Source organism: Duganella rhizosphaerae, assembly GCF_040364205.1.
Taxonomy (GTDB): domain Bacteria; phylum Pseudomonadota; class Gammaproteobacteria; order Burkholderiales; family Burkholderiaceae_D; genus Rugamonas; species Rugamonas rhizosphaerae.
The window spans coordinates 361390-386312 of sequence record NZ_BPWK01000003.1 but is presented as its reverse complement, the minus strand read 5'-3'; the positions used below and the strand labels follow the sequence as shown (position 1 = coordinate 386312).

The 24923-nt window shown below is 63.4% G+C and carries 23 protein-coding genes; 14 read left to right on the top strand and 9 right to left on the bottom strand.

Translation table 11 applies throughout. The features are described 5' to 3' along the window. Window positions 1-119 precede the first annotated feature (119 nt). Both RUGAMON1_RS08995 and RUGAMON1_RS08990 read left to right on the top strand, forming a co-directional pair. Entirely contained in the window at window positions 120-3074 is a 2955-nt protein-coding gene (locus RUGAMON1_RS08995; protein WP_445230178.1) for a ribonucleoside-diphosphate reductase subunit alpha, read from the top strand. Window positions 3075-3153: 79 nt separating this feature from the next. Further along, window positions 3154-4272 (top strand): ribonucleotide-diphosphate reductase subunit beta, encoded by a 1119-nt coding sequence (locus RUGAMON1_RS08990; protein WP_445230177.1) that lies wholly within the window; start codon window positions 3154-3156, stop codon window positions 4270-4272. 82 nt (window positions 4273-4354) lie between these two features. Here RUGAMON1_RS08990 and RUGAMON1_RS08985 read toward each other — a convergent pair whose 3' ends face one another. Next, the gene (locus tag RUGAMON1_RS08985; RefSeq protein WP_445230176.1) at window positions 4355-5866 is read right to left on the bottom strand and encodes an FAD-dependent oxidoreductase; all 1512 of its coding nucleotides are present in this window, start codon (window positions 5864-5866) and stop codon (window positions 4355-4357) included. An 81-nt stretch (window positions 5867-5947) separates the two neighbouring features. Between RUGAMON1_RS08985 and RUGAMON1_RS08980 the strand changes: the two genes are divergently transcribed. From RUGAMON1_RS08980 to RUGAMON1_RS08970, 3 genes are all read left to right on the top strand, one after another. Further along, window positions 5948-6418 (top strand): MarR family winged helix-turn-helix transcriptional regulator, encoded by a 471-nt coding sequence (locus tag RUGAMON1_RS08980; protein WP_445230175.1) that lies wholly within the window; start codon window positions 5948-5950, stop codon window positions 6416-6418. A 929-nt stretch (window positions 6419-7347) separates the two neighbouring features. Further along, window positions 7348-8331: a transcriptional regulator gene (locus RUGAMON1_RS08975; RefSeq protein WP_445230174.1), complete on the top strand. Its 984-nt coding sequence runs from the start codon at window positions 7348-7350 to the stop codon at window positions 8329-8331. Between the two features lie 80 nt (window positions 8332-8411). Continuing rightward, window positions 8412-8942 (top strand): YggT family protein, encoded by a 531-nt coding sequence (locus RUGAMON1_RS08970; protein ID WP_301546345.1) that lies wholly within the window; start codon window positions 8412-8414, stop codon window positions 8940-8942. A gap of 141 nt (window positions 8943-9083) precedes the next feature. Here RUGAMON1_RS08970 and RUGAMON1_RS08965 read toward each other — a convergent pair whose 3' ends face one another. From RUGAMON1_RS08965 to RUGAMON1_RS08930, 8 genes are all read right to left on the bottom strand, one after another. Continuing rightward, window positions 9084-10022 (bottom strand): carbohydrate kinase family protein, encoded by a 939-nt coding sequence (locus RUGAMON1_RS08965; protein ID WP_445230173.1) that lies wholly within the window; start codon window positions 10020-10022, stop codon window positions 9084-9086. 9 nt (window positions 10023-10031) lie between these two features. Beyond that, window positions 10032-11528 (bottom strand): DUF3426 domain-containing protein, encoded by a 1497-nt coding sequence (locus RUGAMON1_RS08960; protein ID WP_445230172.1) that lies wholly within the window; start codon window positions 11526-11528, stop codon window positions 10032-10034. An 8-nt stretch (window positions 11529-11536) separates the two neighbouring features. Continuing rightward, entirely contained in the window at window positions 11537-12469 is a 933-nt protein-coding gene (gene prmA, locus RUGAMON1_RS08955; protein WP_445230171.1) for a 50S ribosomal protein L11 methyltransferase, read from the bottom strand. Next, entirely contained in the window at window positions 12469-13854 is a 1386-nt protein-coding gene (gene accC / locus RUGAMON1_RS08950; protein WP_116991630.1) for an acetyl-CoA carboxylase biotin carboxylase subunit, read from the bottom strand. Before accC ends, prmA begins: the two co-directional genes overlap by 1 nt. Window positions 13855-13965: 111 nt before the next feature. After that, a complete protein-coding gene (gene accB / locus RUGAMON1_RS08945) occupies window positions 13966-14430 on the bottom strand; it encodes an acetyl-CoA carboxylase biotin carboxyl carrier protein (RefSeq protein ID WP_445230170.1) in 465 nt (154 codons plus the stop codon). An 88-nt stretch (window positions 14431-14518) separates the two neighbouring features. Then, window positions 14519-14956 carry a type II 3-dehydroquinate dehydratase gene (gene aroQ, locus RUGAMON1_RS08940; protein ID WP_020701157.1) on the bottom strand — a complete coding sequence of 146 codons (438 nt, stop codon included), beginning with the start codon at window positions 14954-14956 and terminating at the stop codon, window positions 14519-14521. Between the two features lie 83 nt (window positions 14957-15039). Further along, the gene (locus RUGAMON1_RS08935) at window positions 15040-15588 is read right to left on the bottom strand and encodes a TlpA family protein disulfide reductase (RefSeq protein ID WP_445230169.1); all 549 of its coding nucleotides are present in this window, start codon (window positions 15586-15588) and stop codon (window positions 15040-15042) included. Then, window positions 15585-16226, bottom strand: a complete 642-nt coding sequence (locus RUGAMON1_RS08930; protein WP_445230168.1) for a hypothetical protein — start codon at window positions 16224-16226, stop codon at window positions 15585-15587. Before RUGAMON1_RS08930 ends, RUGAMON1_RS08935 begins: the two co-directional genes overlap by 4 nt. A 78-nt stretch (window positions 16227-16304) precedes the next feature. On the opposite strand from RUGAMON1_RS08930, the gene mpl reads away from it, so the two are divergent. From mpl to corA, 9 genes are all read left to right on the top strand, one after another. Next, window positions 16305-17672, top strand: a complete 1368-nt coding sequence (gene mpl / locus RUGAMON1_RS08925; RefSeq protein ID WP_445230167.1) for a UDP-N-acetylmuramate:L-alanyl-gamma-D-glutamyl-meso-diaminopimelate ligase — start codon at window positions 16305-16307, stop codon at window positions 17670-17672. Then, a complete protein-coding gene (locus RUGAMON1_RS08920) occupies window positions 17669-18247 on the top strand; it encodes a YqiA/YcfP family alpha/beta fold hydrolase (protein WP_445230166.1) in 579 nt (192 codons plus the stop codon). The genes mpl and RUGAMON1_RS08920 overlap by 4 nt, the downstream gene beginning before the upstream one ends. Before the next feature lie 20 nt (window positions 18248-18267). Continuing rightward, window positions 18268-18849: a chorismate--pyruvate lyase family protein gene (locus RUGAMON1_RS08915; RefSeq protein WP_445230165.1), complete on the top strand. Its 582-nt coding sequence runs from the start codon at window positions 18268-18270 to the stop codon at window positions 18847-18849. A gap of 2 nt (window positions 18850-18851) precedes the next feature. Next, window positions 18852-20870: a ribonuclease catalytic domain-containing protein gene (locus RUGAMON1_RS08910; RefSeq protein WP_445230164.1), complete on the top strand. Its 2019-nt coding sequence runs from the start codon at window positions 18852-18854 to the stop codon at window positions 20868-20870. 194 nt (window positions 20871-21064) lie between these two features. Beyond that, the gene (locus tag RUGAMON1_RS08905) at window positions 21065-21898 is read left to right on the top strand and encodes a TonB family protein (RefSeq protein WP_445230339.1); all 834 of its coding nucleotides are present in this window, start codon (window positions 21065-21067) and stop codon (window positions 21896-21898) included. Continuing rightward, a complete protein-coding gene (gene aroE, locus RUGAMON1_RS08900) occupies window positions 21898-22716 on the top strand; it encodes a shikimate dehydrogenase (protein ID WP_445230163.1) in 819 nt (272 codons plus the stop codon). The genes RUGAMON1_RS08905 and aroE overlap by 1 nt, the downstream gene beginning before the upstream one ends. After that, window positions 22713-23420, top strand: coding sequence for a monofunctional biosynthetic peptidoglycan transglycosylase (gene mtgA, locus RUGAMON1_RS08895; RefSeq protein ID WP_445230162.1), 708 nt, complete (start codon window positions 22713-22715; stop codon window positions 23418-23420). Before aroE ends, mtgA begins: the two co-directional genes overlap by 4 nt. Window positions 23421-23429: 9 nt before the next feature. Beyond that, window positions 23430-23837 (top strand): DUF4124 domain-containing protein, encoded by a 408-nt coding sequence (locus RUGAMON1_RS08890; protein WP_445230161.1) that lies wholly within the window; start codon window positions 23430-23432, stop codon window positions 23835-23837. An 81-nt stretch (window positions 23838-23918) separates the two neighbouring features. Beyond that, window positions 23919-24884, top strand: coding sequence for a magnesium/cobalt transporter CorA (gene corA, locus RUGAMON1_RS08885; RefSeq protein WP_445230160.1), 966 nt, complete (start codon window positions 23919-23921; stop codon window positions 24882-24884). The last annotated feature ends 39 nt before the right edge of the window (window positions 24885-24923 follow it).

Here is a 24923-nt window from a genome sequence, read left to right as displayed (position 1 = left end):
CCCATTTTATTGCAGTTTAACCAGCCAGGCAGGTTTTGGCCGGTCGCTTCATTTTGGCCTTTTTTCATACAACATTACGTCGCGCAGCACTGACTGCACGCTGTTATCGGGGAGCTTAAATGCAATCTACTCAAGACATCACCATCAATCCAGCGCTGGTACCAGCAGCCGCTGCGAGCACCGCCAGCAGCCCGGTCACGGCCGCCAGCGACCTCGGTGACTACCGCATCATCCGCCGTAACGGCGCGGTCGTCGCGTTTGAACCGTCGAAAATCGCCATCGCCGTGACCAAGGCTTTTTTGGCCGTTAACGGCGGCCAGGGCGCAGCTTCGGCGCGCGTGCGCGAATTGGTAGAACAGCTGACCGCCAGCGTGGTCACCGCATTGGTGCGCCGCCAGCCATCGGGCGGCACCTTCCACATCGAAGACGTGCAAGACCAGGTTGAACTGGCGCTGATGCGCTCCGGCGAACACGATGTCGCCCGCGCCTACGTGCTGTATCGCGCCAAGCATATGGAAGAGCGCCGCGCCGCCAAGGAAGCGCAAGGCGCCACCGCCGCGATCGAAGCGCCGCAAATCCACGTGCTGGAAAACGGCGAGCGCAAGCCGCTGGAAATGGACCGCGTCACCGGCCTGATTAACGCCGCCTGCATCGGCCTGGAAAAGCACGTCGACGCCGACGCCATCCTGGCCGAGACGCTGAAGAACCTGTACGACGGCGTGCCGGTCGAAGAGCTGCACAAGTCCGCCATCCTGGCCGCCCGCGCGCTGATGGAAAAAGATCCGGCTTACTCGCAAGTGACGGCCCGCATCCTGCTGCACACGATCCGCAAGGAAGTCTTCGGCAAGGAAGTCGCGCAGGGCGCGGCAGCAGCCGAATACGTGACCTACTTCCCGCAATACATCGCCAAGGGTATCGCCAACGAACTGCTGGACGTCAAACTGGCCGAGTTCGACCTGGCCCGCCTGTCCAAGGCGCTGGTCGCCGACCGCGATCTGCAGTTCGGCTACATCGGCCTGCAAACCCTGTACGACCGCTACTTCCTGCACGTGCGTGACGTCCGCATCGAAATGCCGCAGGCCTTCTACATGCGCGTCGCCATGGGCCTGGCCCTGAACGAAAGCGACCGCGAAGCGCGCGCCATCGAGTTCTACAACCTGCTGTCGACCTTCGACTTCATGTCGTCGACGCCGACGCTGTTCAACTCGGGCACCCTGCGTTCGCAGCTGTCGTCGTGCTACCTGACCACCGTGTCGGACGACCTGGAAGGCATCTACGACGCCATCAAGGAAAACGCCCTGCTGGCCAAGTTCGCCGGCGGCCTGGGTAACGACTGGACCCCGGTGCGCGCACTGGGCGCCCACATCAAGGGCACCAACGGCAAATCGCAAGGCGTGGTGCCGTTCCTGAAAGTGGTCAACGACACCGCCGTCGCGGTCAACCAGGGCGGCAAGCGCAAGGGCGCGGTGTGCGCCTACCTGGAAACCTGGCACATGGACATCGAAGAGTTCCTGGACCTGCGCAAGAACACCGGCGACGACCGCCGCCGCACCCACGACATGAACACCGCCAACTGGATCCCGGACATGTTCATGAAGCGCGTGATGGAAAAAGGCGACTGGACCCTGTTCTCGCCATCCGATACGCCTGACCTGCACGACCTGGTCGGCAAGGCCTTCGAAAAAGCCTACCTGGGCTACGAAGCCAAGGCCGCCGCCGGCGAAATCCGCGTGTTCAAGAAGATCGCCGCGCTGGACCTGTGGCGCAAGATGCTGTCGATGCTGTTCGAAACCGGCCACCCATGGATCACCTTCAAGGACCCATGCAACATCCGTTCGCCACAGTCGCACGTCGGCATGGTCCACAGCTCCAACCTGTGCACCGAGATCACGCTCAACACCGGTCCTGACGAAATCGCCGTCTGCAACCTGGGTTCGGTCAACATGCCAGCCCATATGAAAGAGGGCAAGCTGGATCACGTCAAGCTGAAGAAGACCATCCGCACCGCGATGCGCATGCTGGACAACGTGATCGACATCAATTACTACGCCGTCGACAAAGCGCGCAACGCCAATATGCGCCACCGTCCGGTGGGCCTGGGCGTGATGGGCTTCCAGGACTGCCTGCACATGATGCGCATTCCGTTCTCGTCGAACGAAGCCGTGTCCTTCGCCGACACCTCGATGGAAGCGGTGTGCTACTACGCCTACCTGGCCTCGACCGAACTGGCCGAAGAACGCGGCCACTATCAGTCGTACAAAGGCTCGCTGTGGGACCGCGGCATCCTGCCGCAGGACTCGATCAAGCTGCTGGCCGACGAACGCGGCGGCTACCTGGAGCAGGATACCTCGGCCGCCATGGACTGGACCCCGGTGCGCGACCGCATCAAGAAGTTCGGCATGCGTAACTCGAACTGCGTGGCGATCGCTCCGACCGCGACCATTTCGAACATCATCGGCGTGTCGGCCTGCATCGAACCGACCTTCCAGAACCTGTACGTGAAGTCCAACCTGTCGGGCGAGTTCACCGAGATCAACGCCTACCTGGTGCGCGACCTGAAGGCGCGCGACCTGTGGGACGAGGTGATGATCTCCGACCTGAAGTACTTCGACGGCTCACTGGCCAAGATCGACCGCATCCCGCAAGACCTGCGTGACATTTATGCAACCGCGTTCGAAGTGTCGCCGACCTGGCTGGTGGAAGCAGCATCGCGCCGCCAGAAGTGGATCGACCAGGCGCAGTCGCTGAACATCTACATGGCCGGCGCGTCGGGCAAGAAGCTGGACGAGACCTACAAACTGGCATGGCTGCGTGGCCTGAAAACCACCTACTACCTGCGCACCATCGCCGCCACCCACATGGAGAAATCGACCTCCAAGACCGGCGCGCTGAACGCGGTGGCCGTGGACGGCGGCATGTCGGCCAGCGCCATGTCGGCGGCCGGTCCGGCGACGGCGGCCCTGGCGGGTTCGGCGGCATCGGCCTCGTCGGTGGCGCAAGCCGAAGCCGACGGCGCGGCCTGCTACCTGCGTCCGGGCGACGACGGTTTCGAGGAATGCGAAGCTTGCCAGTAAAAACGTACTAATATAGAGAGTGAACCGTCCCGGCCCGTCCGGGCGGTTCTTTTAACACCGAATTCAGAAGGAATCCATTATGTCGCTGTCCTGGGACGAAGAGGCCGCATCGGCCGCACCACAAGCTGCAGTCAATCAAGCCGCACTGGCCACCGGCGAAGCCAATGCCGAGCAAGTCGCGCGTCGCGTCAATGCCGACGACAAGCGCATCATCAACGGCAAAACCGACGTCAACCAGCTGGTGCCGTTCAAGTACAAGTGGGCATGGGATAAATACCTGGCCGGTTGCGCCAACCACTGGATGCCGCAGGAAGTGAACATGCAGCGCGATATCGAGCTGTGGAAGAACCCGAACGGCCTGACCGAAGACGAACGCCGTCTGGTCAAGCGCAACCTGGGCTTCTTCGTCACCGCCGACTCGCTGGCCGCCAACAACATCGTGCTGGGCACCTACCGCCACATCACCGCCCCCGAGTGCCGCCAGTACCTGCTGCGCCAGGCCTTCGAAGAGGCGATCCACACCCACGCCTACCAGTACATCGTCGAGTCGCTGGGCCTGGACGAGGCGGAGATCTTCAACGCCTACAACGAAGTGAAGTCGATCCGCGACAAGGACGAGTTCCTGATCCCGTTCATCAACACGCTGACCGACCCGGCCTTCACCACCGGCACCGTGCACAACGACCAGCAGCTGCTGAAGTCGCTGATCGTGTTCGCCTGCCTGATGGAAGGCCTGTTCTTCTACGTCGGCTTCACCCAGATCCTGGCGCTGGGCCGCCAGAACAAGATGATGGGCGCCGCCGAGCAGTACCAGTACATCCTGCGCGACGAATCGATGCATTGCAATTTCGGCATCGACCTGATCAACACGATCAAGATGGAAAACCCGCTGCTGTGGACGCCTGCGTTCAAGGAAGAGATCAAGCAGCTGTTCCTGAAGGCCGTGGACCTGGAATACGCCTACGCCGAAGACACCATGCCACGCGGCGTGCTGGGCCTGAACGCCACCATGTTCAAGGGCTACCTGCGCTTCATCGCCAACCGCCGCGCCACCCAGATCGGCCTGGAGACGCTGTTCGAGCAGGAAGAAAACCCGTTCCCGTGGATGAGCGAGATGATCGACCTGAAGAAGGAACGCAACTTCTTCGAGACCCGCGTCATCGAATACCAGACCGGCGGCGCGCTGAACTGGGACTGATCCCGACCCGGTTGGACAGCATCAAACGAAAAGCCTGGCATTTGCCGGGCTTTTTGCTTTTCGCGGCCTGAAACAGATCGCGTCACCGAGGCGACTGCCCCACGCTGGCCAGGTACGCCGCCAGCGCCGGCGAGCGCTCATCGTGGCTCAGCACGGCGATGTAGCCGTCGGGCCGGATCAGCGCCAGGTCGCCGGGCGTGAAGCGGTAGGCGTCGCGCAGATGGCCGCCGTCGTCGCGCAGTTCGCCGGCGGCGCCGATGTCGATGGTGCGCAGGCCGCGTCGCGCGTCGGCCGGCGATGACGGCATGGCCGGCTCATAGCGCAGCAGCGACCAGTCGCCGCTATTCAATAGCGTAAACAAACGCAGCGGCTGGCCGGCGGCGCCGCGGCAGGGCGCGTCCGGCGCGCGGTCGCCGGCGTGCAGCGCGTCCTGCCGCGTTGCGTCTTGCGGCCGCTCGTCGAGCGACAGCGGCGACGTCCGATAGCCCAGGTCCAGCTGCTGCGTCTCGCGGCCGCGCCGCAGGTCGCCCTGCTGGCGCGCCGCGTCGAGCAGCCGGGTCGCCAGTCCCAGCATGCCGGCGGCGATCGCGCGCCGCTCCGTCTCGTAGGTGTCGAGCAGCGCATCCGGCGCGCCGTCCAATACCGCCGCCAGCTTCCATCCGAGGTTCCAGGCATCCTGCACGCTGGTGTTCAGGCCCTGGCCGCCGGTCGGCGGGTGGACGTGCGCGGCGTCGCCGGCGATGAAGACGCGGCCGACGCGGTAGCGCTCCGCCAGCCGGGAACTCATCTCGTATACCGAACGCCAATGCACCGCATGCAGCACGATGTCCGCGCGCCCGGTGCGTTCGGCGATGGCGGCGGACAGTCCCGCCTCCGACACGTCGACGTCGCCTTCCAGCGGCACCGGCATCTGCAGCTGGAATAGTCCGGTGCCCATCAGCGGACACAGGCCGAGCTGCCGGGGACCGTCGCCCCAGCGGTGCCAGACGCCGCGCTCCAAACCGCTGAGCGCGAGGTCGGCGACCACCGCGCGCACCTTCATGGATGCTCCGGGGAAGCCGATGTCGAGCGCCTTGCGCACGAAGCTGCGGCCGCCGTCGGCGCCGACCAGGTAGCGCGCCCGCACCGCCGTCTCGCCGTCCGCCGTGGCGACGCGCGCGCTGACGCCGTCGGCATCCTGCTCGAAGCCGGCCAGCGCGTGGCCGTAGCGCGGTGCGTGGCCCAGCTCCGCCAGGCGCTGGCGCAGCACGCCTTCGGTCAGATACTGCGGCAGCATCAGCGGCTGGCCGTAAGGTTCGGCCGGCGAGGGCGCGGCCGCTTCGGTCGACGGCTGCTCGTCGTAGCCGCCGCCGGCGCGGTACTTGCGCTGCGGCGGATAGTAGCCGCCCGCCGCCACCATGCGGTCGGCCACGCCCAGCGCTTCGAAGATCTCCAGGCTGCGCGGCTGGATGCCTTTGCCGCGCGAACCCGTGAACGGCGCCTCCGCCTGGTCGATCAGCAGGAAGCCGATATGCCGCCGCGCCAGGTCGAGCGCCAGCGTCAGGCCGGCGGCGCCGGCGCCGCAAATGAGGATGTCGGTGTGGATGGTGTTCATGCGGGGCTCCTATGTATGTGTATTTTGCACATATTATTCCGGCCTCAAAATCGTGTCAATAACTATGTGTATAATGCACATATGAATAAAGACATCCGAGATTTGCATGACGCGCTGCTGGACATCATCGGCTTCATGAGCCGTCCGGAGCCCGACCATACGCTGATGGCCGACATGGCCATGCCGCTGGAGCGCGCGCTGCTGCCGCTGCTGGTGCGCATCGACCGGCGCGGTCCACTCGGCGTGGTGGAGCTGGCCGACATGGTCGGCCGCGACTACACCACCGTCAGCCGGCAGGTGGCTCGCCTCGACGAACTGGGTCTGGTGGTGCGGCGCGCCGGCACGCGCGACAAGCGCGTGCGCGAAGCGGAGGTGACGGAGCTCGGCCGCGAGATGGCGGACGCCATCGACCGCATGCGCGAGAACATCGTCGCCGAGTTGATGGCCGATTGGACCGCGACCGAACGACGCGACTTGTCGCGCTTGATGAAGCGCTTCGCCGGCGACATGAACGCCTGGCTGTACCGCCGCAAAATCGACGACGAGGAGTGAACGCGATCCGATCGCGCGGCGCGTCGCGCACGTGTGCGCGCTGCGCGAACAGCGCCGCGATCCGCAGCGCAGCGCATCAACGGCGGCGCGCACCGCAGTATTCTGCTTGCCATTCGCCGCACTCTGTCTCATAATCGCGACGAAATTAAAACAGTGAGTAGCGGCGGCGCGCAAGCGATGCGCAAGCGCTCTCGGATTCGACAGCGGGTGGTGCGGATTTTTTCGCCGGCGACGACGGCGTCGCAGAAACCCAGACGGCACAAGGCGCGCTTTGAAGCACTCCTTTTTCGCGCGAGACCGCGAACGTTTTTTCGAACTCGATTGAGCGCGCACATCGCGGCGCGACGACGCAAGCGGGCATGCAGAATCGGCATGCGCATGTGAGTTGAATCGCTTAACGCGAAAAAAAGCGCATGAATATCTATCGTGCTGGTTGCGCACCGACAAGGTTTTCGTGTACTTTACGAGATTGAAAATGCGTGTTTTGAAGTGTGCAGAAATTTGACGTCGCACACGCCGCAGAAATGATCGCGATACGGGATACAGATTCACACAGATATGCACAAGACCACACCGTTTTTGTTTAGCCGTCTCGCCTGATTAGGTTCAGGCTGGGCGGCTTTTTGTTTGAAAACGAAAACGGTGGAGGTCAGCGACGTAGGTCCCTGGAGCTGAGTACACGCCCGACCATCCGCAAAACGTCGCAACAAGATTTGTACCTGAGCGCCGCCCGGCCACGGACGGCGACCAGGTTAATGGCTGAAGTGCTGCACTCGTGAGGGGTTGCAGCAGTTCAGCTGGTGCCGAATTCATTAGCGCAAACCGTCGTTCGTTTGTGCCGATGAATAATTCGCCTGGCCTAATTCCGGGCCGGACGGGTTTAAATCTTGTAATGAATTTTTCCCATCCCCGATGAAGGAGAACTAAAAATGGCAACAGCCGCAAAGAAACCAGCAGCAAAGAAACCGGCCGCTAAAGCCGCCGCCCCAGCGAAAAAGCCTGTCGCAGCGAAAGCCGCCGCCAAGCCAGCAGCAAAAGCTGCCGCCAAACCAGCCGCTAAACCAGCTGTGAAAAAAGCCGCTGCCAAGCCAGTCGCGAAAAAAGCCGCCGCTAAACCAGCAGCCAAGCCAGCAGCAAAAGCAGCAGCTAAACCAGCAGTGAAAAAAGCTGTCGCCAAGCCAGTCGCTAAAAAAGCCGCAGCCAAGCCAGCCGCTAAACCAGCAGCGAAAAAAGCAGCAGCCAAGCCAGCAGCGAAAAAAGTAGCCGCTAAACCAGCAGCGAAAAAAGTCGTCGCCAAAGCAGCAGCGAAACCAGCAGCGAAAAAAGTAGCAGCCAAGCCAGCAGCGAAGAAAGCCGCCGCCAAGCCAGCAGCTAAAAAAGTCGTCGCCAAAGCCGCCGCCAAACCAGCAGCTAAAAAAGCAGCCGCCAAGCCAGCCGCTAAACCAGCAGCGAAAAAAGCAGCAGCCAAGCCAGCAGCGAAAAAAGTAGCGGCTAAACCAGCAGCGAAAAAAGCCGTCGCTAAAGCAGCAGCCAAGCCAGCAGCTAAAAAAGCTGTCGCCAAAAAACCAGTGGTAAAAGCAGCAGCCAAACCGGCTGCAAAGGCAGCGGCTAAGCCAGCAGCAAAAAAGCCGGTTAAAGCAGCGGCTGCCAAGCCAGCTGCTAAAAAGCCAGTCGCCAAGAAGGCCGCCGCTAAACCGGTAGCCGCTCCGGCCGCAGCTCCAGTGGTGGCAGCCGCCGCTCCTGCCGCTGCCAAGCCAGCCGCGAAAAAAGCTGCGCCGAAAAAGGCTGCTGCACCGAAGAAGGAAGCTGTCGCCAAGCCAGCCGCTCCAGCTCCGGCCGCCGCTCCTGCAGCAAAAACCGTGTTGGCACCGGCCGCAGCATGGCCGTTCCCAACCAGCACCCGTCCTAGCTAATTAAATAGCTTGGATGCCTGCTGAGGCAATGGGCCGCTGTGTGAGACAATCACACAGCGGCTTTTTTTTGGAGGGGACTCGTGCTTAGTATCGTTAAGTTGATTGTCGACGCCATCGCCACCCTGTTGGGCGGGGCTTTATTGTTACGTTTCTGGATGCAAGCGATCCGTGTCCGCCCGCCGGCATCGGTGGCCCAATTTACCTTCCAGCTGTCGGACTGGCTGGTGCGCCCGCTGCGCCGCATCGTGCCCGGCGTGGGCGGCTATGACTGGGCCAGCCTGATCGGGGCCTTCCTGATCGTGCTGCTGGCCACCTCGGTGATGTACCTGGCCGGCTGGACCACGCCGCTGGTGCTGCTGATGGCCTTCCAGCGCTTCCTGGAATGGATTTTGTACGGCTTCATGGCCTTGCTGGTGATCGAGGCGATCTTCAGCTGGGTGAATCCGCATGCGCCGCTGGCGCCGTTCGTGCGCGCGCTCAACGAGCCGCTGCTGCGGCCGATCCGCCGCGTGGTGCCGCTGGTCGGCAACCTGGACTTGTCGCTGCTGGTGGCGCTGATCCTGCTGCAGATCGCGTTGCTGGTGCTGGGCATGCTGTTCAGCGGACGCTGATAAGCGCTCCCCTAAAGCAGAAGGGCAGACCATTGAGGCCTGCCCTTTTTTTATTCACGCTTCGATTGAGCGGCGTTTTACCCCGGTGAGGCTGGGGTCTGACCCCGTACGGGGTCAGACCCTTACGGCACGCCGTGCGGGTTAGTAGCGGTAGCCGAAGGCGGCTTCGAAGCGGTCAGCGATCTCGGCGGCCGTCAGCTGGTGGTTCTGCGCGCCCTTGCTGGCGATCTTGATCGCGCCCAGCAGGCTGGCCAGGCGGCCGGTGGTTTCCCACTTCCAGCCCTTGGTGATGCCGAACAGCAGGCCGGCGCGGTAGGCGTCGCCGCAGCCGGTCGGGTCGATGGCCGCGTCCACCGGCACCGCCGGGATCTCGATGCGCTGGCCGCCGGTGTAGATTTCCGAGCCCTTGTCGCCGCGCGTGATGATCAGCGCTTTCAGGCGGCCGGCGATGTCCGGCACGGTCAGGCCGGTGCGGTCCATCAGCAGTTCGATCTCATAGTCGTTGGTGGTGACGTAGGTGGCCTTGTCGATGAACTCGATCAGCTCGTCGCAGCTGAACATCGGCAGCTGCTGGCCCGGATCGAAGATGAACGGGATCTGCAGCTTGGCCAGGTCGACGGCGTGCTTCTTCATGCCCAGGTGGCCGTCCGGCGAGATGATGGCGAGCGCGGCTGGACCGGCCTTGGCGATGTCGTTCTCGTGCGCGTACGACATGGCGCCTGGGTGGAAGGCGTTGATCTGGTTGTTGTCTTCGTCGGCGGTGACGAAGCACTGGGCGTTGTAGGCTTCCGGCTTGACCAGGATGTTGTCGGTGGACAGGCCCAGCTTGCGGAAGCGCTCCATGTAGGCGGCGTTGTCCTGGCCCATGACGCCGACGATGCGCGGGTCGCCGCCCAGCATCTTCAGGTTGTAGGCGATGTTGGGCGCGCAGCCGCCGAACTCGGTGCGCATGGTCGGCGCCAGGAAGGAGACGTTGACCTTGTGCAGCTGGTCGGCCAGCAGGATGCTGTCGAAGCGGCCGGGGAATTGCAGGATGGTGTCGATAGCGATCGAGCCGCAAATCAAAGAAGTCTGGGTCATGATAGGTCTTTAAGGATAGAAGACTGCGATGTGATAGCCGGATGCTTTCAGCTGTTTCAATTCGAAGTACAGTTTGACAGATTGTTCGGTGTGCGGGGCAAAGCCTTTGTCGAGCGCGACGTCGGCGCCCAGGTATTCGCGCGGCGTGAACACGCGGCGCAACACGGCCTTGTCGCTGGCGTCGTCCAGCACCAGTTCGATATGCGGCCAGGCTTGCGCGGTGGCGCTCTGGTTGCGCAGCTGGGTGGTGAAGGAGAAGGTGGTCTCGCTCAGGGTTTGCAGTTCGCCCTGTTCAATGCCGAGGTCGTCGATCTGCGCCGGCAGTTCGATCTTGCAGCCGAGCGCGTTGCAGGCGGCCGTCAGCGCCGGCTTGAGCGGCGGCAGCGCGGCGGCGATCTGGTTGCGGAAGGTGGTCAGTCCCTGGGCCGCCAGGGTCGCCAGCAGCAGCAGCACGCCCAGGCTCATGCCGATGGTCGCGGCCTTGCCGAACTTCTGGCGCAGGCGGTCGCGCTTGATGAAGCCGGGTTCTTCGGCGTCGTCTTCAGTGGCGGGGGCTTCTTCGATGGCGGGCTCGTCCGGCAGCAGCGCGTGCGCGTGGACGGCCTGGATCTGCGACTCGGCCAGGCCGGCGGAGGACAGCTGCACCAGCGCTTCCTCGTCGACTGCTTCGAGTTCGTTGAAGCGCTCGGCCTCGCTGACGGCTGCGGCGGCGATGGCGGCGGCCGGCGCCGCATCCAGCGTCGGCTCGCGGCGCTCGTCGGCCAGCATGGAGGTGAAGGCGGTGGGCGCGGCCTCGGCGCCCGGTTCGGCGTCGTTCTGCTCGATGACGGCCAGCTCGGCTTCCAGCGCGGCTGCCAATTCTTCGTCCGACATGGCTTCGATGCTGAGCGCGTTTTCAAGCGGCTCGGCGTCGGCGTCGGGTTCGGCGTCCCACTGCGGTTCCTGGGCGGCGGCTGAGGCAGGCTCAGGCGCCGGTTCAGTCTCCGGTTCAGGCTCGGCGTCCGGCTCCACGTCCAGATCGAGGTCCAGCGCTTCTTCCACGGCTGGTGGCAGGGGCGGCTCGGCTGGCAATGTCAGCGGGTTGGTGGCGATCGGTTCGTCGTCGTAGCGCCCGTCGTCGTAGGGCGGGTCGGCGTCGGCCAGAGTTTCGGTTTCGACTGCGGCGGGCGCGTCGATATGTTCGTCCGCTTCGACTGCTTCGACCGCGTCCATCGCGGTATCGAGCTCGAGCGTGTAAATGGGTTCTGCGGATTCGCTGCCCAGCACTTCGGCGGCGCGGGTGTTCAGCGCGGCCATCTTCTGGTCGAAGGGCGTGGTGTCAGGCAGTGGGGCGGGGGAGGATGCGGGCGCCGGTGGCGCCGCGGCGAGCGGCTCCAGCAGGGCCGCGTTGCCGTCGAAGACTTCATTGCAGGAGCCACAGCGCACTATGCCCCCACGTAATTTCAACTGGTCATGGGCGACCCGAAATATCGTGTTGCAGTGGGGGCATTTGGTGGCGAGCGCCATTGCTGTGGTTAGCGCGCCGCTGGAACCACATCGCTGCCGAGGCGGCCGTGCAGCGCCACCCAGCCGTCTTGCTCAGCCCACACGCCCAGCTTGATGAACGGGGCGTAGGCAGCGGCCACTTCCTCGGCCTGGCGCGCCAGCACGCCGGACAGGATCAGCGCGCCGCCGTCGGCCACGCGGCCCGACAGCATCGGCGCCATCAGCTTCAGCGGGCTGGACAGGATGTTGGCCACCACGATGTCGAAACGCTGCGTCGCATGCTTCGATTGCGCGAAGGTGTCCGGCAGGAAGTACTCGATTTCGCACTTGTTGCGCTGGGCATTGTCGGCCGCCGATTCGATCGCCTGCGGATCGATGTCCACGCCGACCACTTCGCCGGCGCCGACCTTCTTGGCCACCATGGCCAGGATGCCGGAGCCGCAACCGTAGTCGAGCACGGTCTTGCCCGGCGCCGGATTCGCTTCCAGCCACTCCATGCACAGACGGGTGGTCGGGTGCGAGCCGGTGCCGAAGGCCAGGCCCGGATCCAGTTCCAGGATCAGGCCGTTGGCGTCCGGCGCTTCGTGCCAGCTCGGCACGACCCAGATGTTCTTGCCGATGTGGATGGGCGCGAACTGCGACTGGGTCAGACGCACCCAGTCCTGCTCTTCCACCTTGCGGGTGGTGAACTTCGGCAGGGTGGTCAAGCCGACCTGTCCTGCAGCGGCCGCCACGATCACGGCCTGGTCGTCGTCTTCGTTGGTCAGGGCGACCACGCGGCTGTGATCCCACGCCGCTTCGGTCGGTTCCATGCCCGGCTCGCCGAACAGCGGTTTTTCCGCGTCGGTGCCTTCGTCCGCGTCTTCCACGGACACCGACAGCGCGCCCACGTCCATCAGGGCTTCCGACAGTGCTTCCGCGTGGTCGCGGGCGATTTCGATGACGATTTCAGTCCAGCTCATTATTGTGGCGCCTTGTTACTCAAACTCAGTTTATGCAGGTCTGGCATGTCCGCCAGTTTTTGTTCCAGATAGTGGATGTTGGTGCCGCCTTCGATGAAGCGGGCGTCGACCATCAGCTCGCGGTGCAGCGGGATGTTGGTCTGGATGCCCTCGACCACCATTTCCGACAGCGCGATCTGCATGCGGCGGATCGCCTGCTCGCGGGTGGCGCCGTAAGTGATCACCTTGCCGATCATCGAATCGTAGTGCGGCGGTACATAATACCCCGCATAAGCGTGCGAGTCGACGCGCACGCCCGGGCCGCCCGGCACGTGCCAGGAAGTGATGCGGCCTGGCGACGGCGTGAACTTGAACGGGTCTTCGGCGTTGATGCGGCACTCGACGGCGTGGCCGGACAGCATCACGTCGCGCTGGCGGAAGCGCAGCTTCTCGCCGGCGGCGATGCGGATCTGTTCCTGCACGATGTCGATGCCGGTGATCATTTCGGTGACCGGGTGTTCGACCTGCACGCGGGTGTTCATCTCGATGAAGTAGAACTCGCCGTTCTCATACAGGAACTCGAAGGTGCCGGCGCCGCGGTAGCCGATCTTGCGGCAAGCTTCGGCGCAGCGGTCGCCGACTTTTTCGATCAGCTTGCGCGGGATGCCAGGCGCTGGCGCCTCTTCGATGACCTTCTGGTGGCGGCGCTGCATCGAGCAGTCGCGTTCGCCCAGCCAGACGGCGTTTTTGTGTTCGTCGGCGAGGATCTGGATTTCCACGTGACGCGGATTTTCCAGATACTTCTCCATGTAGACTTCCGGATTGCCGAAGGCGGTGCCCGCTTCGGTCTTGGTCATCGCCACGGCGTTGATCAGCGCGGCTTCGGTATGCACCACGCGCATGCCGCGGCCACCGCCGCCGCCGGCCGCCTTGATGATGACCGGGTAGCCGACCTTGCGCGCAATTTGCACGATCGCCTTAGGATCATCCGGCAACGCGCCTTCCGAACCCGGCACGCACGGCACGCCGGCCTTGATCATGGTTTGCTTGGCCGAGACCTTGTCGCCCATGATGCGGATCGATTCGGAGCGGGGGCCGATGAAGACGAAGCCGGATTTTTCCACGCGTTCGGCGAAGTCGGCGTTTTCCGACAGGAAGCCATAGCCCGGGTGGATCGCTTCGGCGTCCGTCACTTCGGCGGCGCTGATGATGGCAGGCATGTTCAGGTAGCTGAGCGTCGACGGCGCTGGGCCGATACACACCGATTCATCCGCCAACTTCACGTATTTGGCGTCTTTGTCCGCTTCCGAGTGGACCACAACCGTTTTGATGCCCAGTTCGCGGCAAGCGCGCTGGATACGAAGGGCGATTTCGCCACGGTTGGCAATGAGGATTTTTTCAAACATGATAGGTTCGCGTATGTCTGTGAGCACCGGCAAGCCGGTAACGTCAGGTAGAGGAGGGAATGCGGACCAAGCCGGCGCGCCCGTCACCGATGGGGAGGGCGCAGGCCGGTCTTAGCCTATCACAAACAGCGGTTGACCGAATTCGACCGGTTGGCCGTTCTCGACCAGGATCTGGGTGATCGTGCCGGACTTGTCGGCGTCGATTTCGTTCAGCAGCTTCATCGCTTCGATGATGCACAGGGTGTCGCCTTCCTTGACCACGGCGCCCACTTCGACAAATGCCGGCGAGCCAGGTGCGGACGAACGGTAGAAGGTGCCGACCATCGGCGACTTGACCACGTGGCCGGTTGGCTCGGCGGCGACGGCGGCCACCGGAGCGGCGGCTGGCGCGGCGGCTGGTGCCGGGGCGGCGTGGTATTGCGGCATGCCTTGCGGCTGCATCATCACCATCTGGTTTTGCGGCAGGGCGGACGACTTGACGATGCGTACTTTGCTCTCACCTTCGGTCACTTCGAGCTCGGCGATATCCGATTCCGCGACCAAATCAATCAAGGTCTTCAGCTTGCGTAAATCCATGTAACCCCCAGGAATGTCTTGTTATGTAAGTATGAACGGCAGCGCTTTTTGAGCGGAGCCGCGCGAAATTGCGCGCAGATCGCGTAGATTATCGCTTTTTAAGAACGAAGTCGATGGCAAACCGATATCCTTCGATACCCAGTCCGCAAATAGTACCTATAGCGATCGCGCTAAGAAATGAGTGGTGGCGAAACGACTCGCGCTGGTAAATATTCGAAATATGCACTTCAACAAACGGTATCGCCACGCCCGCCAGGGCGTCGCGCAGGGCCACGCTGGTATGCGTCAGGCCGCCCGGATTGATGACGATGGCGTCCACGCCTTCCGCTCTGGCGGCATGGATGCGGTCGATCAGCGCCCCTTCGTGGTTGCTCTGGAAGCAGGACAAGCTCGCGCCCGCTGCCTGGGCTTGTGCCTGGGCAGCGTGTTCGATGTCGGCCAAAGTGCTAGCGCCGTAGACCTCGGGCTCACGGCTACCCAGTAAATTCAGGTTGGGACCGTTGAGCAGTAGGAGGTTTTTTGCCATGGTTCAGGACCGTTTTCCGCGAAAGTTCCGCATTTTGCCGCCAACCGCCGGCATTGGCAAGAGAAAAAAACTTGTAAAACTATTTACAGAGTTGCGAGGTCCTTGCGCAGCTCGTCAAACTTCAGACGGCCCAGATAGGTCTTCTTGACCTGGCCGTCGGCGCCGATCAGCACCGTGTAGGGAAGGCCGCCGCCGCCGTTGCCGAACGAGCGGGAGAGGTCGGTGCCGGCCATGCCGGCCACGAAGACCGGGTAGCTGATTTTGAACTTGTCGCTAAATTCGGCGATATTTGTTGGCGAATCAATACCAATTCCGATAACTTGCAGCTTCTTACCCTCTTCTCCGGCGGCCAGCGCCGACAGCTCCGGCATCTCCTGCACGCAGGGGCCGCACCACGGAGCCCAGAAATTGACCAGCATGGCCTTGCCTTTATATTGGGCCAGGGACTGCGATACGCCTTTTGCGTCCGGCAGGGACTGCTTATATAAAGCGTCCACCGGACCGGTGACGCCGGCCGGCTGGGTGGTGGTCAGCGGTGGCGCCGGCGGTTGCTTATTTAGTCCGACATAGGCGCCGGATGCGGCGAATAGCAAAGCGACAACAACGTAGGCTGCGAGATGTTTTTGGTTCATGGTTGAGTTTGATCAGGGTTTTCGTGAGTACTGTTAACTAGTAGGGCTCGTACGGCGGCGATATCGGCGCGCATCAATTTGCCGTCGCCGCGGGTTTTGACGGCGCCGCGCAAATCGTCCAGCTCATATAAAGCGGCGTGCACGCCTTCCTTGTGCCACATGAAGCTGACGGTTTCGACCGAGCCGTGGCGCGGCCCCTTGAAGTGCGGCGTCTCGGAGATGTCGATTTGCAAATTACGGTTCAGCAGGAAGATCTCCACTTCCTTGGCGCTGTCGGCGAACAGCTGCAAGTGGATGTCGTCGTGCGGGCCGGCCGTGCCATTTAATACGGCGCCGGTCAGGTAGGGATGGAAGGCGGCCAGGCCGTCCATGATGTCGACCGCCAGGGTGCGCAGCCGGAACAGGCGCGCGGGCTGGGTGTCGGCATGGAAGAGCGACTGGTAGATCCGCACTTCCGCCTCGATCTGGGCGTTGTCCGGCAGCAGGTTGGGCGGCGGCTGGGTGTCGCCGAGGATCTGCCTGGCGGCCTTGCGCTTGGCGGCGTTGTAGTCCAGGCCGTCCTGGGCGATCAGGCGTGCGGCGGCCGCGGCGATCTCCGCACGCAGCAGCAGGACTTCTTCGATAACATTCGGCGTCATGGACGAGATAATACTCTTAACCGGGAAAAGGGCGTCGGGTCGGGTAAAATCCCGTATTCATTCGTCGTCTTGATCACTATGCATATTCATATCCTCGGTATTTGCGGCACCTTCATGGGCGGCCTGGCCGTCCTGGCAAAAGAAGCGGGCCACCGCGTGACGGGCTGCGACGCCAACGTGTATCCGCCCATGAGCACCCAGCTGGAAGCCCAGGGCATAGAACTGATCCAGGGCTTCGGCCCGGAACAGGTGCAGCTCAACCCCGACCTGTACGTGATCGGCAACGTCGTTTCGCGCGGCAATCCGCTGATCGAAGAGATCATGAATCGCGGCCTGCCCTTCGTCTCCGGCCCGCAGTGGATCGGCGACCACATATTAAAAGACAAATGGGTATTGGCCGTGGCCGGCACGCACGGCAAGACCACCACCTCGGCCATGCTGACCTGGATCCTGGAAGACGCCGGCTACGCGCCCGGCTTCCTGATCGGCGGCGTGCCGATGAACTTCGGCGTCTCCGCCCGCATGCAGGGTGATAAGGATTCGATCTTCTTCGTCATCGAGGCCGACGAGTACGACACCGCCTTCTTCGACAAGCGCAGCAAGTTCGTGCACTACCACGCCAAGACCGCGATCCTGAACAACCTGGAATACGATCACGCCGACATCTTCCCCGATCTGGGCGCGATCGAAACCCAATTCCATCACCTGGTGCGCACCGTGCCCGGCATCGGCCGGGTCGTGTTCAACGCCGACGAGCCTGCGCTGCAACGCGTGCTGAAGCGCGGCTGCTGGAGCGAGAAGGAAAGCTTCGGCCGCACCGAGGGCGCCGATTGGACGATGAACGAATACGATGACGGCAGCTTCGACGTGATCTTCGGCGGCGAAGTGGCCGGCCGCGTGGAGTGGAGCCTGACCGGCAAGCATAACCGCGCCAATGCGCTGGCCGCGATCGCCGCCGCCCGCCACGTTGGCGTGCCGGTGGCGCAGGCGGCCAAGTCGCTGGCCACCTTCGAGAACGTCAAGCGCCGCATGGAAGTGCGCGGCGTGGTAAACGATATTACTGTTTATGACGATTTCGCCCACCATCCGACCGCCATCGCGACCACCGTCGGCGGCCTGCGCCAGAAGATAGGCAAACAAGCTCGCATCCTGGCCGTGCTGGAGCCGCGCTCCAACACCATGAAGCTGGGCGCGATGAAGGATGCGCTGCCGGGCAGCCTGTCCGACGCCGACCTGGTGTTCGGCTTCGGCAGCCAGCAGGCGCTGGGCTGGAGCCTGGGCGACGCGCTGGCGCCGCTCGGCCAGGTCGCCAGCGCCTATGAGGACATCGACGTGCTGGTCGCCGCCATCGTCAAGGCCGCGCAGCCGGGCGACCAGATCCTGGTGATGAGCAACGGCGGCTTCGGCGGCGTGCACAACAAGATCCTGGAAGCGCTGGCGCGATGATTCTTTATCTGCACGGATTCCGCTCGTCGCCGAAATCGATGAAGGCGCGCGTGATGGGCGAGCGCATGGCGGCGCTGGGTTTGTCGGCGCAGTTCATCTGCCCGCAGCTGCCGGCCTCGCCGAAGCTGGCGATGGAATTGGCGCTCTCTTTAATAGAGGGCATACCCGCCAGCGAGTTGACCATCGTCGGTTCTTCGCTGGGCGGCTACTACGCCACCTGGCTGGCCGAGCGCATCGGCTGCCGCGCTGCGCTGCTGAATCCGGCCATCGTGCCGCTCAAGGACCTGGACAAGCACGTCGGCGTGACCACGCAATACCATTCCGACGAGCCGTTCGAGTTCAAGCGCGAATACATCGAGGAACTGCGCGCATTGGCCGTCAATCCGGTCACGCGCCAGGAGCGCTACTTCCTGATCGCCGCCACCGGCGACGAAGTGCTGGACTATCGCGACATGGTGGCGCACTATGCGGGCGCGCGCCAGCTGGTCATCGACGGCAGCGACCACGGCATTTCGGAGTTCCCCGACTATGTGGAGTCGGTGCTGGAGTTTTGCGGTGTCGAGGCAGGGCAGTGACGGCGTCGACGCGTGCGTTTGTGCGTACATCATCGTTGCGCCAGACGCAGTGGCAGCCGCATGTGCTGGCGCTCAACGCGCCGCACGCCTACCGCCAGTGGCTGACGGCCGATGGTTCGCTGACCGCCAAGCTGAAGGATCATAGCCAGGCGTTCCGCGTGCAGTGCCTGCACCAGACCACCGGGCGCTGCCTGACGGACGAGGCGGTGGCGATCGGCATGCACCGGCCCGGCCGCGTCTGGGAGAGGGAAGTGCTGCTGCGGTGTGATAATACGCCGGTGGTGTTCGCGCACACGGTGGTGCCGATGTCGGCCACGGCCACGGACTGGCCATTGTTCAGCGCATTGGGCGAGCGCTCGCTGGGATCGACCTTGTTTGGCGACCCGCAAGTGCGGCGCGGTGTTTTGGAATTTGCAAGATTGCGGGAAGGACATCCCCTGGCGCAGCGCGCGCGCAAGGCGCTAGGGTTGGATGGTCCGCAAGAACTCATATTATATGCACGGCGCTGTTTATATCGGCGCCGTCAGGGTACCCTGCTGGTGACGGAAGTGTTTCTGCCTTCCGTGCTGGAATTGAAACTAATAACAACGAACAGAAGCTAGCAATGAATCTATTTTTCGAAGAATCCGGCGATTTCAAGGTCGGCTCCATGATGTCGCAAGCAGGCGAGGCCTACCAGGTTGAAATGGCCAGCGGCAAGCGCACCAAGGTCAAGATCAAGGACGTGCTGCTGCAGTACGAGAAGCCGTCGCCGACGGATTTGATGGAACAGGCCAAGGCGGTCGCCGCCGACATCGACCTCGACTTCCTGTGGGAAGTGGCGGGCGAGGAGGAATTCGGCTTCGCCGAACTGGGCGCCGAGTACTTCGGCCACGCGCCGCTGCCGGCCGAAGCCGCCGGCCTGATCCTGAGCCTGCACTCGGCGCCGATCTACTTCTACAAAAAAGGCCGCGGCCGCTACAAGGCCGCGCCCGAGCAATCGCTGCGCGCCGCCCAAGCCGGCATCGAGAAAAAGAAACAACAGGCGCTGATCCAGGCCGAGTACGTTGAAGAGCTGAAGGCCAACAAGCTGCCGGCCTCGATGCAGAACATCGTCATGCAGCTGCTGTTCAAGCCGGACAAGAATTCGATCGAATACAAGGCGCTGGAAGCGGCCTGCAACGAGCTGCACACCAACCCGCAGCGGCTGATGCTGGCGGCCGGCGGCGTGGCCTCGCCCAAGGCGCTGCACATGGCCAAGTTCCTGTTCGAGAATTTCCCGCGCGGCGCCGGCTTCCCGGAGGTGCCGGTGCCGGTGCCGCCGACCAATCTGCCGCTGGCGAACGTGCAGGCGTTTTCGATCGACGACGTCACCACCACCGAGATCGACGACGCCTTCTCGGTCACCAAACTGGACGACGGCAACATCAAGATCGGCATCCACATCGCCGCGCCGGGCCTGGGCATCAAGCCGGACGACGCGGTCGACAAGATGGCGCGCGCGCGCATGTCCACCGTCTACATGCCAGGCGATAAGATCACCATGCTGCCGGATTCCATCGTCGAGGCGTTCACGCTGGCCGAAGGCAAGACCTGCCCGGCGCTGTCGCTGTACGCCACCCTGAATCCGGCCGACTGGTCGGTGCTCGCCACCGAGACCCGCGCCGAGATGGTGCCGATCGCGAACAACCTGCGCCACAACGACCTCGACGACCTGGTCAACGAAGAAACGCTGGCCAGCGGCGAGGGCGACTATCCGCACAAGGAAGCACTGGGCCTGATCTGGCAATGGGCGCAAGTGCTGGAAGCGGCGCGCATGGTCAAGCGCGAAGGCTTCGGCCTGAAGCCGGAACAGAACAACCGCGTGGACTTCAACTTCTACGTGGAAGACGACGTGGTCACCGTCAGCCGCCGCAAGCGCGGCGCGCCGCTGGACAAGATCGTCGCCGAGCTGATGATTTTCGCCAACAGCACCTGGGGCAAGCTGATGCACGACCATGGCGTGCCGGGCATCTATCGCAGCCAGGGCCAGGGCGTGGGCGGCTGGGCCGCCAAGATGCAGGTGCGCATGCTGACCCATGCGGCGCCGCACCAGGGCCTGGGCGTGGACCAGTACGCATGGAGCACCTCGCCGCTGCGCCGCTATACCGACCTGGTCAACCAGTGGCAGATCCTGGCCTGTGCCGAGCACGGCGTGACCGCGCCGCTGGTCGCGCACTTCAAGCACAAGGACGCCAACCTGTTCGCGATCGTGTCGCAGTTCGACGCGGCCTACGCGGCCTATGGCGACCACCAGTCGAACATGGAACGCTACTGGTGCCTGCGCTGGCTGGGCCAGCAGGAGGCGCGCCAGGTCGAGGCCGTGGTGCTCAAGGACGAGGTGCTGCGCCTGGTCGACATTCCGCTGATCATCCGCCTGCCGGGCATGCCGCAAGTGGCGCGCGGCGCGCAGGTCAAGCTCGACATCCTGCGCTGGGATGAAGTGGAGCTGACTATCGAAGCCCGCATCCTGGAAATCCCGACCACCGAAACGGTGGCCGCCGATGCCGAGCTGGACTACGAGGAAGAGGAAGCGCCGGAAGACGCGGTCGCCGCGCCGGAGGTGGCTGTCGAAGCCGCTGCCGAGGCGCCAGAGGCCGAGTAACCCGGAGCCAAACCGGGGTCAGACCCCGTACGGGGTCTGACCCCAAACGGCGACAGCCGCCGGGGTTCGCAGGCAAAAACCTACAGCCCCGCGCTTGCTTTGACGTAAAATCAGCCCTAACTTTCCTACCCCGGCCTCGCGTGAAGTCTTTCAAAGAAAATCGCTTGCTGTACCTCGCCATCGGCCTCTCGCTGATGGCGCATGGCGCCTTGCTCGCGGTGCACTTTGTCGCGCCCAAGCCGACGCCGGTGCAAGCCACCGATCCGGGGCTGGAAGTGATCCTGGTCAACGCCAAGCACAGCAAGGCGCCGCTGAAGGCCGACGCGCTGGCCCAGGCCAACCTGGACGGCGGCGGCACCGTCGACAAGGGCCGCTCCAAATCGCCCATGCCCGACATGCGCAAGATGGAAACGGGCGACAGCATCAAGGCCGCCAAGCGCCGCATCGCCGAGCTGGAAGAGCAGCAGAAGAACCTGCTGACGCAAGCGGCCAAACAGACTCCGTTCACCGCGCCGCCGGTGACGGAAAAGAGCAAGCCCGATCCGCTGCCGACCGGCGCCGACCTGCTGGACGCCAGCAAGGCCATCGCCCGCCGCGCCGCCGAGATCAGCGAAACCATCGAGGACCAGAACAAGCGTCCGAAGAAGACCTTCATCACGCCGAGCACGCGCGGGGTAGGCTACGCGATGTACTACAAATCGATCCAGAAGCGCATCGAAGACATCGGTACGCTGAACTTCCCGCAGCAGAACGGCCGCAAGCTGTACGGCCAGCTGGTGTTGTCGATCCCGGTGTTCCAGGATGGGACGATTTACGAGAGGGACGGCGGCATCAAGGTCGACCGCAGCTCCGGCAACCAGGCGCTGGACGAGGCGGCCATGAACATCGTGCGCCGCGCCGCGCCATTCGGCAAGTTCCCGCCGAATATGCTGTCGAACGAGAAGGACGATCTGTGGGTGATCGTCACGACTTTCAAATTCACCCGCGAAGACAAACTACAAGCCGACTTAAGCGGCGGAGGACGTTGATGGACCGCTACTGCGTATTCGGCAATCCGATTGCCCACAGCAAATCGCCCGAGATTCATGCCGCGTTCGCGGCCCAGGCCGGGCAGGAATTGATTTATGAAAAACGGCTGGCGCCGGTGGACGGCTTCGCCGCCGCCGTGCAAGCCTTCATCGCCGAGGGCGGCAAGGGCGCCAACGTCACCGTGCCGTTCAAGCTGGACGCGGTGAAAGTGGCGCAGGCGTTGACCATCCGCGCCCGCGCGGCAGGCGCCGTCAACACGCTGCACTTCACCGAAGACGGCATCATCGGCGACAACACCGATGGCGCGGGACTGGTGGCGGACATCGTCAACAACGCCGGCGTGCAGATCATCGGCAAGCGCGTGCTGTTGCTGGGCGCGGGCGGCGCCGCGCGCGGCGTGGTACTGCCTATTCTGGAACACAGGCCGGCGCAACTGGTCATCGCCAACCGCACCGTGGCCACGGCCGAGGCGCTGGTGGAACAGTTTGCCGCGCTGGGCGGCGAGGGCGTGGTGTCCGCCTGCGGCTACGGCGACATCGAAGGCGCGTTCGACATCGTCATCAACGCCACCTCGGCCAGCCTGAGCGCCGAGCTGCCGCCGGTGCCGGCGTCGGTATTTGCGCCAGGTTCGCTTGCTTACGACATGATGTATGCAGCCTCCCCCACGGTATTCTTGCAGTTCGCGGGCCAGCACGGCGCACGCTTGCGCGACGGCCTGGGCATGCTGGTCGAGCAGGCCGCCGAGGCGTTCAGCCTGTGGCGCGGCGTGCAGCCGGCCACCGCTGAAGTGTTGCAATCGCTGCGGGACCAACTGTGAGCGCGGCCAAGGCGGGCAAATGGCGCTGGGTGAAGTGGATCTTCGTCCTGCCGATCTTGCTGTTCCTGGCCGTGCAGCTGTACTTCTTCCTGCAGATCTGGTGGTGGGTCGACCATAATCCGTCGACGACCAGCTTCATGCGCGAGCAGCGCTCGGTGCTGCGCGAGAAGAACCCGGACGCCAACATCCAGCAGATGTGGGTGCCGTACAATCGCATCTCGAACAACCTCAAGCGCGCCATCATCGCCTCCGAGGACGCCAATTTCTCCGAGCACGAGGGCGTCGACTGGGAGGCGCTGCAAAAGGCCTACGAGAAGAACAACAAGAAGCACAAGGTGGTGTCGGGCGGATCGACCATCACCCAGCAACTGGCCAAGAATTTGTTCCTGTCCGGCTCGCGCAGCTATGTGCGCAAGGGTCAGGAGCTGATCATCACCTACATGCTGGAAACCATGATGGACAAGGAACGCATCTTCGAGATCTACCTGAACGTGGTGGAGTTCGGCACCGGCACTTTCGGCGCCGAGGCGGCGGCGCGGCATTATTACGGCGTCAGCGCGGCCAACCTGGGCGCGGCCCAGGCGGCCAAGCTGGCGGTGATGTTGCCCAATCCGCGCTTCTTCGACAAGCACCGCGATTCGGGCTATCTGGCGCGGCGTACCGGCGTGATCCTGCGCCGCATGGGATCGGCGGAATTACCTTAGGAGGCAGCGATGTTAAGCAAGCAGCGTGGACTCGGATTGATACAGGTGGCCATCATCATGGCTTCGCTGGCGGCGATAGCGATGGCGTTTTTGATGTCGGCCCGCCATGAGCGCAACTTCTTCGCCGAAGGACTGGCCAAGCTGACCGGCCAGGCGCCGGCGGCCGCGTCGGCGCCGGCGTCGGCCTCAGCCTCAGCCTCGGCCACGGTTGCCGTTCCGGCGGCCCCGGCCGGCGTGCTGCGCAAGTGCGTGATCGACGGCAAAACCGTGCTGTCGGACGTGGACTGCAAGGACGGCAAGGTGGTCAAGGCCATCGACACGCGCGGCATCGAAGCGCCCAAAGTACCCAAGCCGGAACCGGCCGACGCAGCCCCGCAGTCGGCCACCGACAAAATGATAGAAAAAGCCACCCGCTAGGCCGAAATACCGCATGGCAGGCTGGCCTCGGCAGGGGCTTTGCGGGTACACTTGCGCTGTTTCCAGAAGGCTCGCGTACCCATGATTAATGTTTTCGTTCTCCAGAATGGCCGGCTCAACCAGGTGCCCATCGACAGTCGCGCAGACCTGGAACAGGTCGAGCCGGTCTGGGTCGACCTGACCGACCCGACGGACGACGAACGCGCATGGGTCAAGACCATCTACGGCGTGACCTTGCCGGGCGAGGACGAAGTCAAGGACATCGAAGCGTCGGCCCGCTACTACGAAGCGGAAAACGGCGACCTGCACCTGCGCACCGACTTTTTGCTGGAGGAAGAGGACGGTCCGTCGCGCATCGTCACGGTGGCCTTCATCCTGGCGCGCAAGATGCTGTTCTCGGTGCACACCGACGATCTGCCGGTGTTCCGCCTGGTGCGCATGCGCGCCCGCTCGCGGCCCGGCTCGATCGCCGACTACATGGACGTGCTGCTGGACCTGTACGCGACCGACGCCGAATATTCGGCCGACGCGCTGGAAGGCATCTACCAGAACCTGGAAGAAGTCAGCGGCCGCGTGCTGCAGGAAGAGTTCACCGACCAGGACGCGGCCGCCGCGCTGAACGCCATCGCCCACGAGGAAGACTTGAACGGCCGCATCCGCCGCAACATGATGGATACGCGGCGCGCGGTCAGCTTTTTGATGCGTGGGCGCTTGTTGAATTCGGAACAGTTCGAGGAAGCGCGCCAGATTCTGCGGGACATCGAATCGCTGGACGGCCACACGTCCTTCCTGTTCGACAAGATCAACTTCCTGATGGACGCCACGGTCGGTTTCATCAACATCAACCAGAACAAGATCATCAAGATCTTCTCGGTGGCCAGCGTGGCCTTCCTGCCGCCGACCCTGATCGCCTCCATCTACGGCATGAACTTCAAGTGGCTGCCGGAGCTGGAGTGGCAGCTGGGCTACCCGTTCGCCATCGTGCTGATGATCACCAGCGCCATCGCCCCGTTCTGGTACTTCCGCCGCCGCGGTTGGTTGAAGTAAGTCATACGGAAGCGTATCGGACGTTCCGCTCAGCTTGAC

Bases quoted from the DNA above. Each gene is read 5' to 3' on its own strand.
- accC (WP_116991630.1), bottom strand. From the start codon at position 13,854: ATGTTTGAAAAAATCCTCATTGCCAACCGTGGCGAAATCGCCCTTCGT.
- aroE (WP_445230163.1), top strand. From the start codon at position 21,898: ATGGACCGCTACTGCGTATTCGGCAATCCGATTGCCCACAGCAAATCG.
- RUGAMON1_RS08985 (WP_445230176.1), bottom strand. From the start codon at position 5,866: ATGAACACCATCCACACCGACATCCTCATTTGCGGCGCCGGCGCCGCC.
- RUGAMON1_RS08920 (WP_445230166.1), top strand. From the start codon at position 17,669: ATGATTCTTTATCTGCACGGATTCCGCTCGTCGCCGAAATCGATGAAG.
- mpl (WP_445230167.1), top strand. From the start codon at position 16,305: ATGCATATTCATATCCTCGGTATTTGCGGCACCTTCATGGGCGGCCTG.
- RUGAMON1_RS08930 (WP_445230168.1), bottom strand. From the start codon at position 16,226: ATGACGCCGAATGTTATCGAAGAAGTCCTGCTGCTGCGTGCGGAGATC.
- RUGAMON1_RS08890 (WP_445230161.1), top strand. From the start codon at position 23,430: ATGTTAAGCAAGCAGCGTGGACTCGGATTGATACAGGTGGCCATCATC.
- aroQ (WP_020701157.1), bottom strand. From the start codon at position 14,956: ATGGCAAAAAACCTCCTACTGCTCAACGGTCCCAACCTGAATTTACTG.
- RUGAMON1_RS08965 (WP_445230173.1), bottom strand. From the start codon at position 10,022: ATGACCCAGACTTCTTTGATTTGCGGCTCGATCGCTATCGACACCATC.
- RUGAMON1_RS08995 (WP_445230178.1), top strand. From the start codon at position 120: ATGCAATCTACTCAAGACATCACCATCAATCCAGCGCTGGTACCAGCA.
- RUGAMON1_RS08910 (WP_445230164.1), top strand. From the start codon at position 18,852: ATGAATCTATTTTTCGAAGAATCCGGCGATTTCAAGGTCGGCTCCATG.
- RUGAMON1_RS08905 (WP_445230339.1), top strand. From the start codon at position 21,065: ATGGCGCATGGCGCCTTGCTCGCGGTGCACTTTGTCGCGCCCAAGCCG.
- RUGAMON1_RS08990 (WP_445230177.1), top strand. From the start codon at position 3,154: ATGTCGCTGTCCTGGGACGAAGAGGCCGCATCGGCCGCACCACAAGCT.
- RUGAMON1_RS08975 (WP_445230174.1), top strand. From the start codon at position 7,348: ATGGCAACAGCCGCAAAGAAACCAGCAGCAAAGAAACCGGCCGCTAAA.
- RUGAMON1_RS08960 (WP_445230172.1), bottom strand. From the start codon at position 11,528: ATGGCGCTCGCCACCAAATGCCCCCACTGCAACACGATATTTCGGGTC.
- corA (WP_445230160.1), top strand. From the start codon at position 23,919: ATGATTAATGTTTTCGTTCTCCAGAATGGCCGGCTCAACCAGGTGCCC.
- RUGAMON1_RS08980 (WP_445230175.1), top strand. From the start codon at position 5,948: ATGAATAAAGACATCCGAGATTTGCATGACGCGCTGCTGGACATCATC.
- RUGAMON1_RS08935 (WP_445230169.1), bottom strand. From the start codon at position 15,588: ATGAACCAAAAACATCTCGCAGCCTACGTTGTTGTCGCTTTGCTATTC.
- accB (WP_445230170.1), bottom strand. From the start codon at position 14,430: ATGGATTTACGCAAGCTGAAGACCTTGATTGATTTGGTCGCGGAATCG.
- prmA (WP_445230171.1), bottom strand. From the start codon at position 12,469: ATGAGCTGGACTGAAATCGTCATCGAAATCGCCCGCGACCACGCGGAA.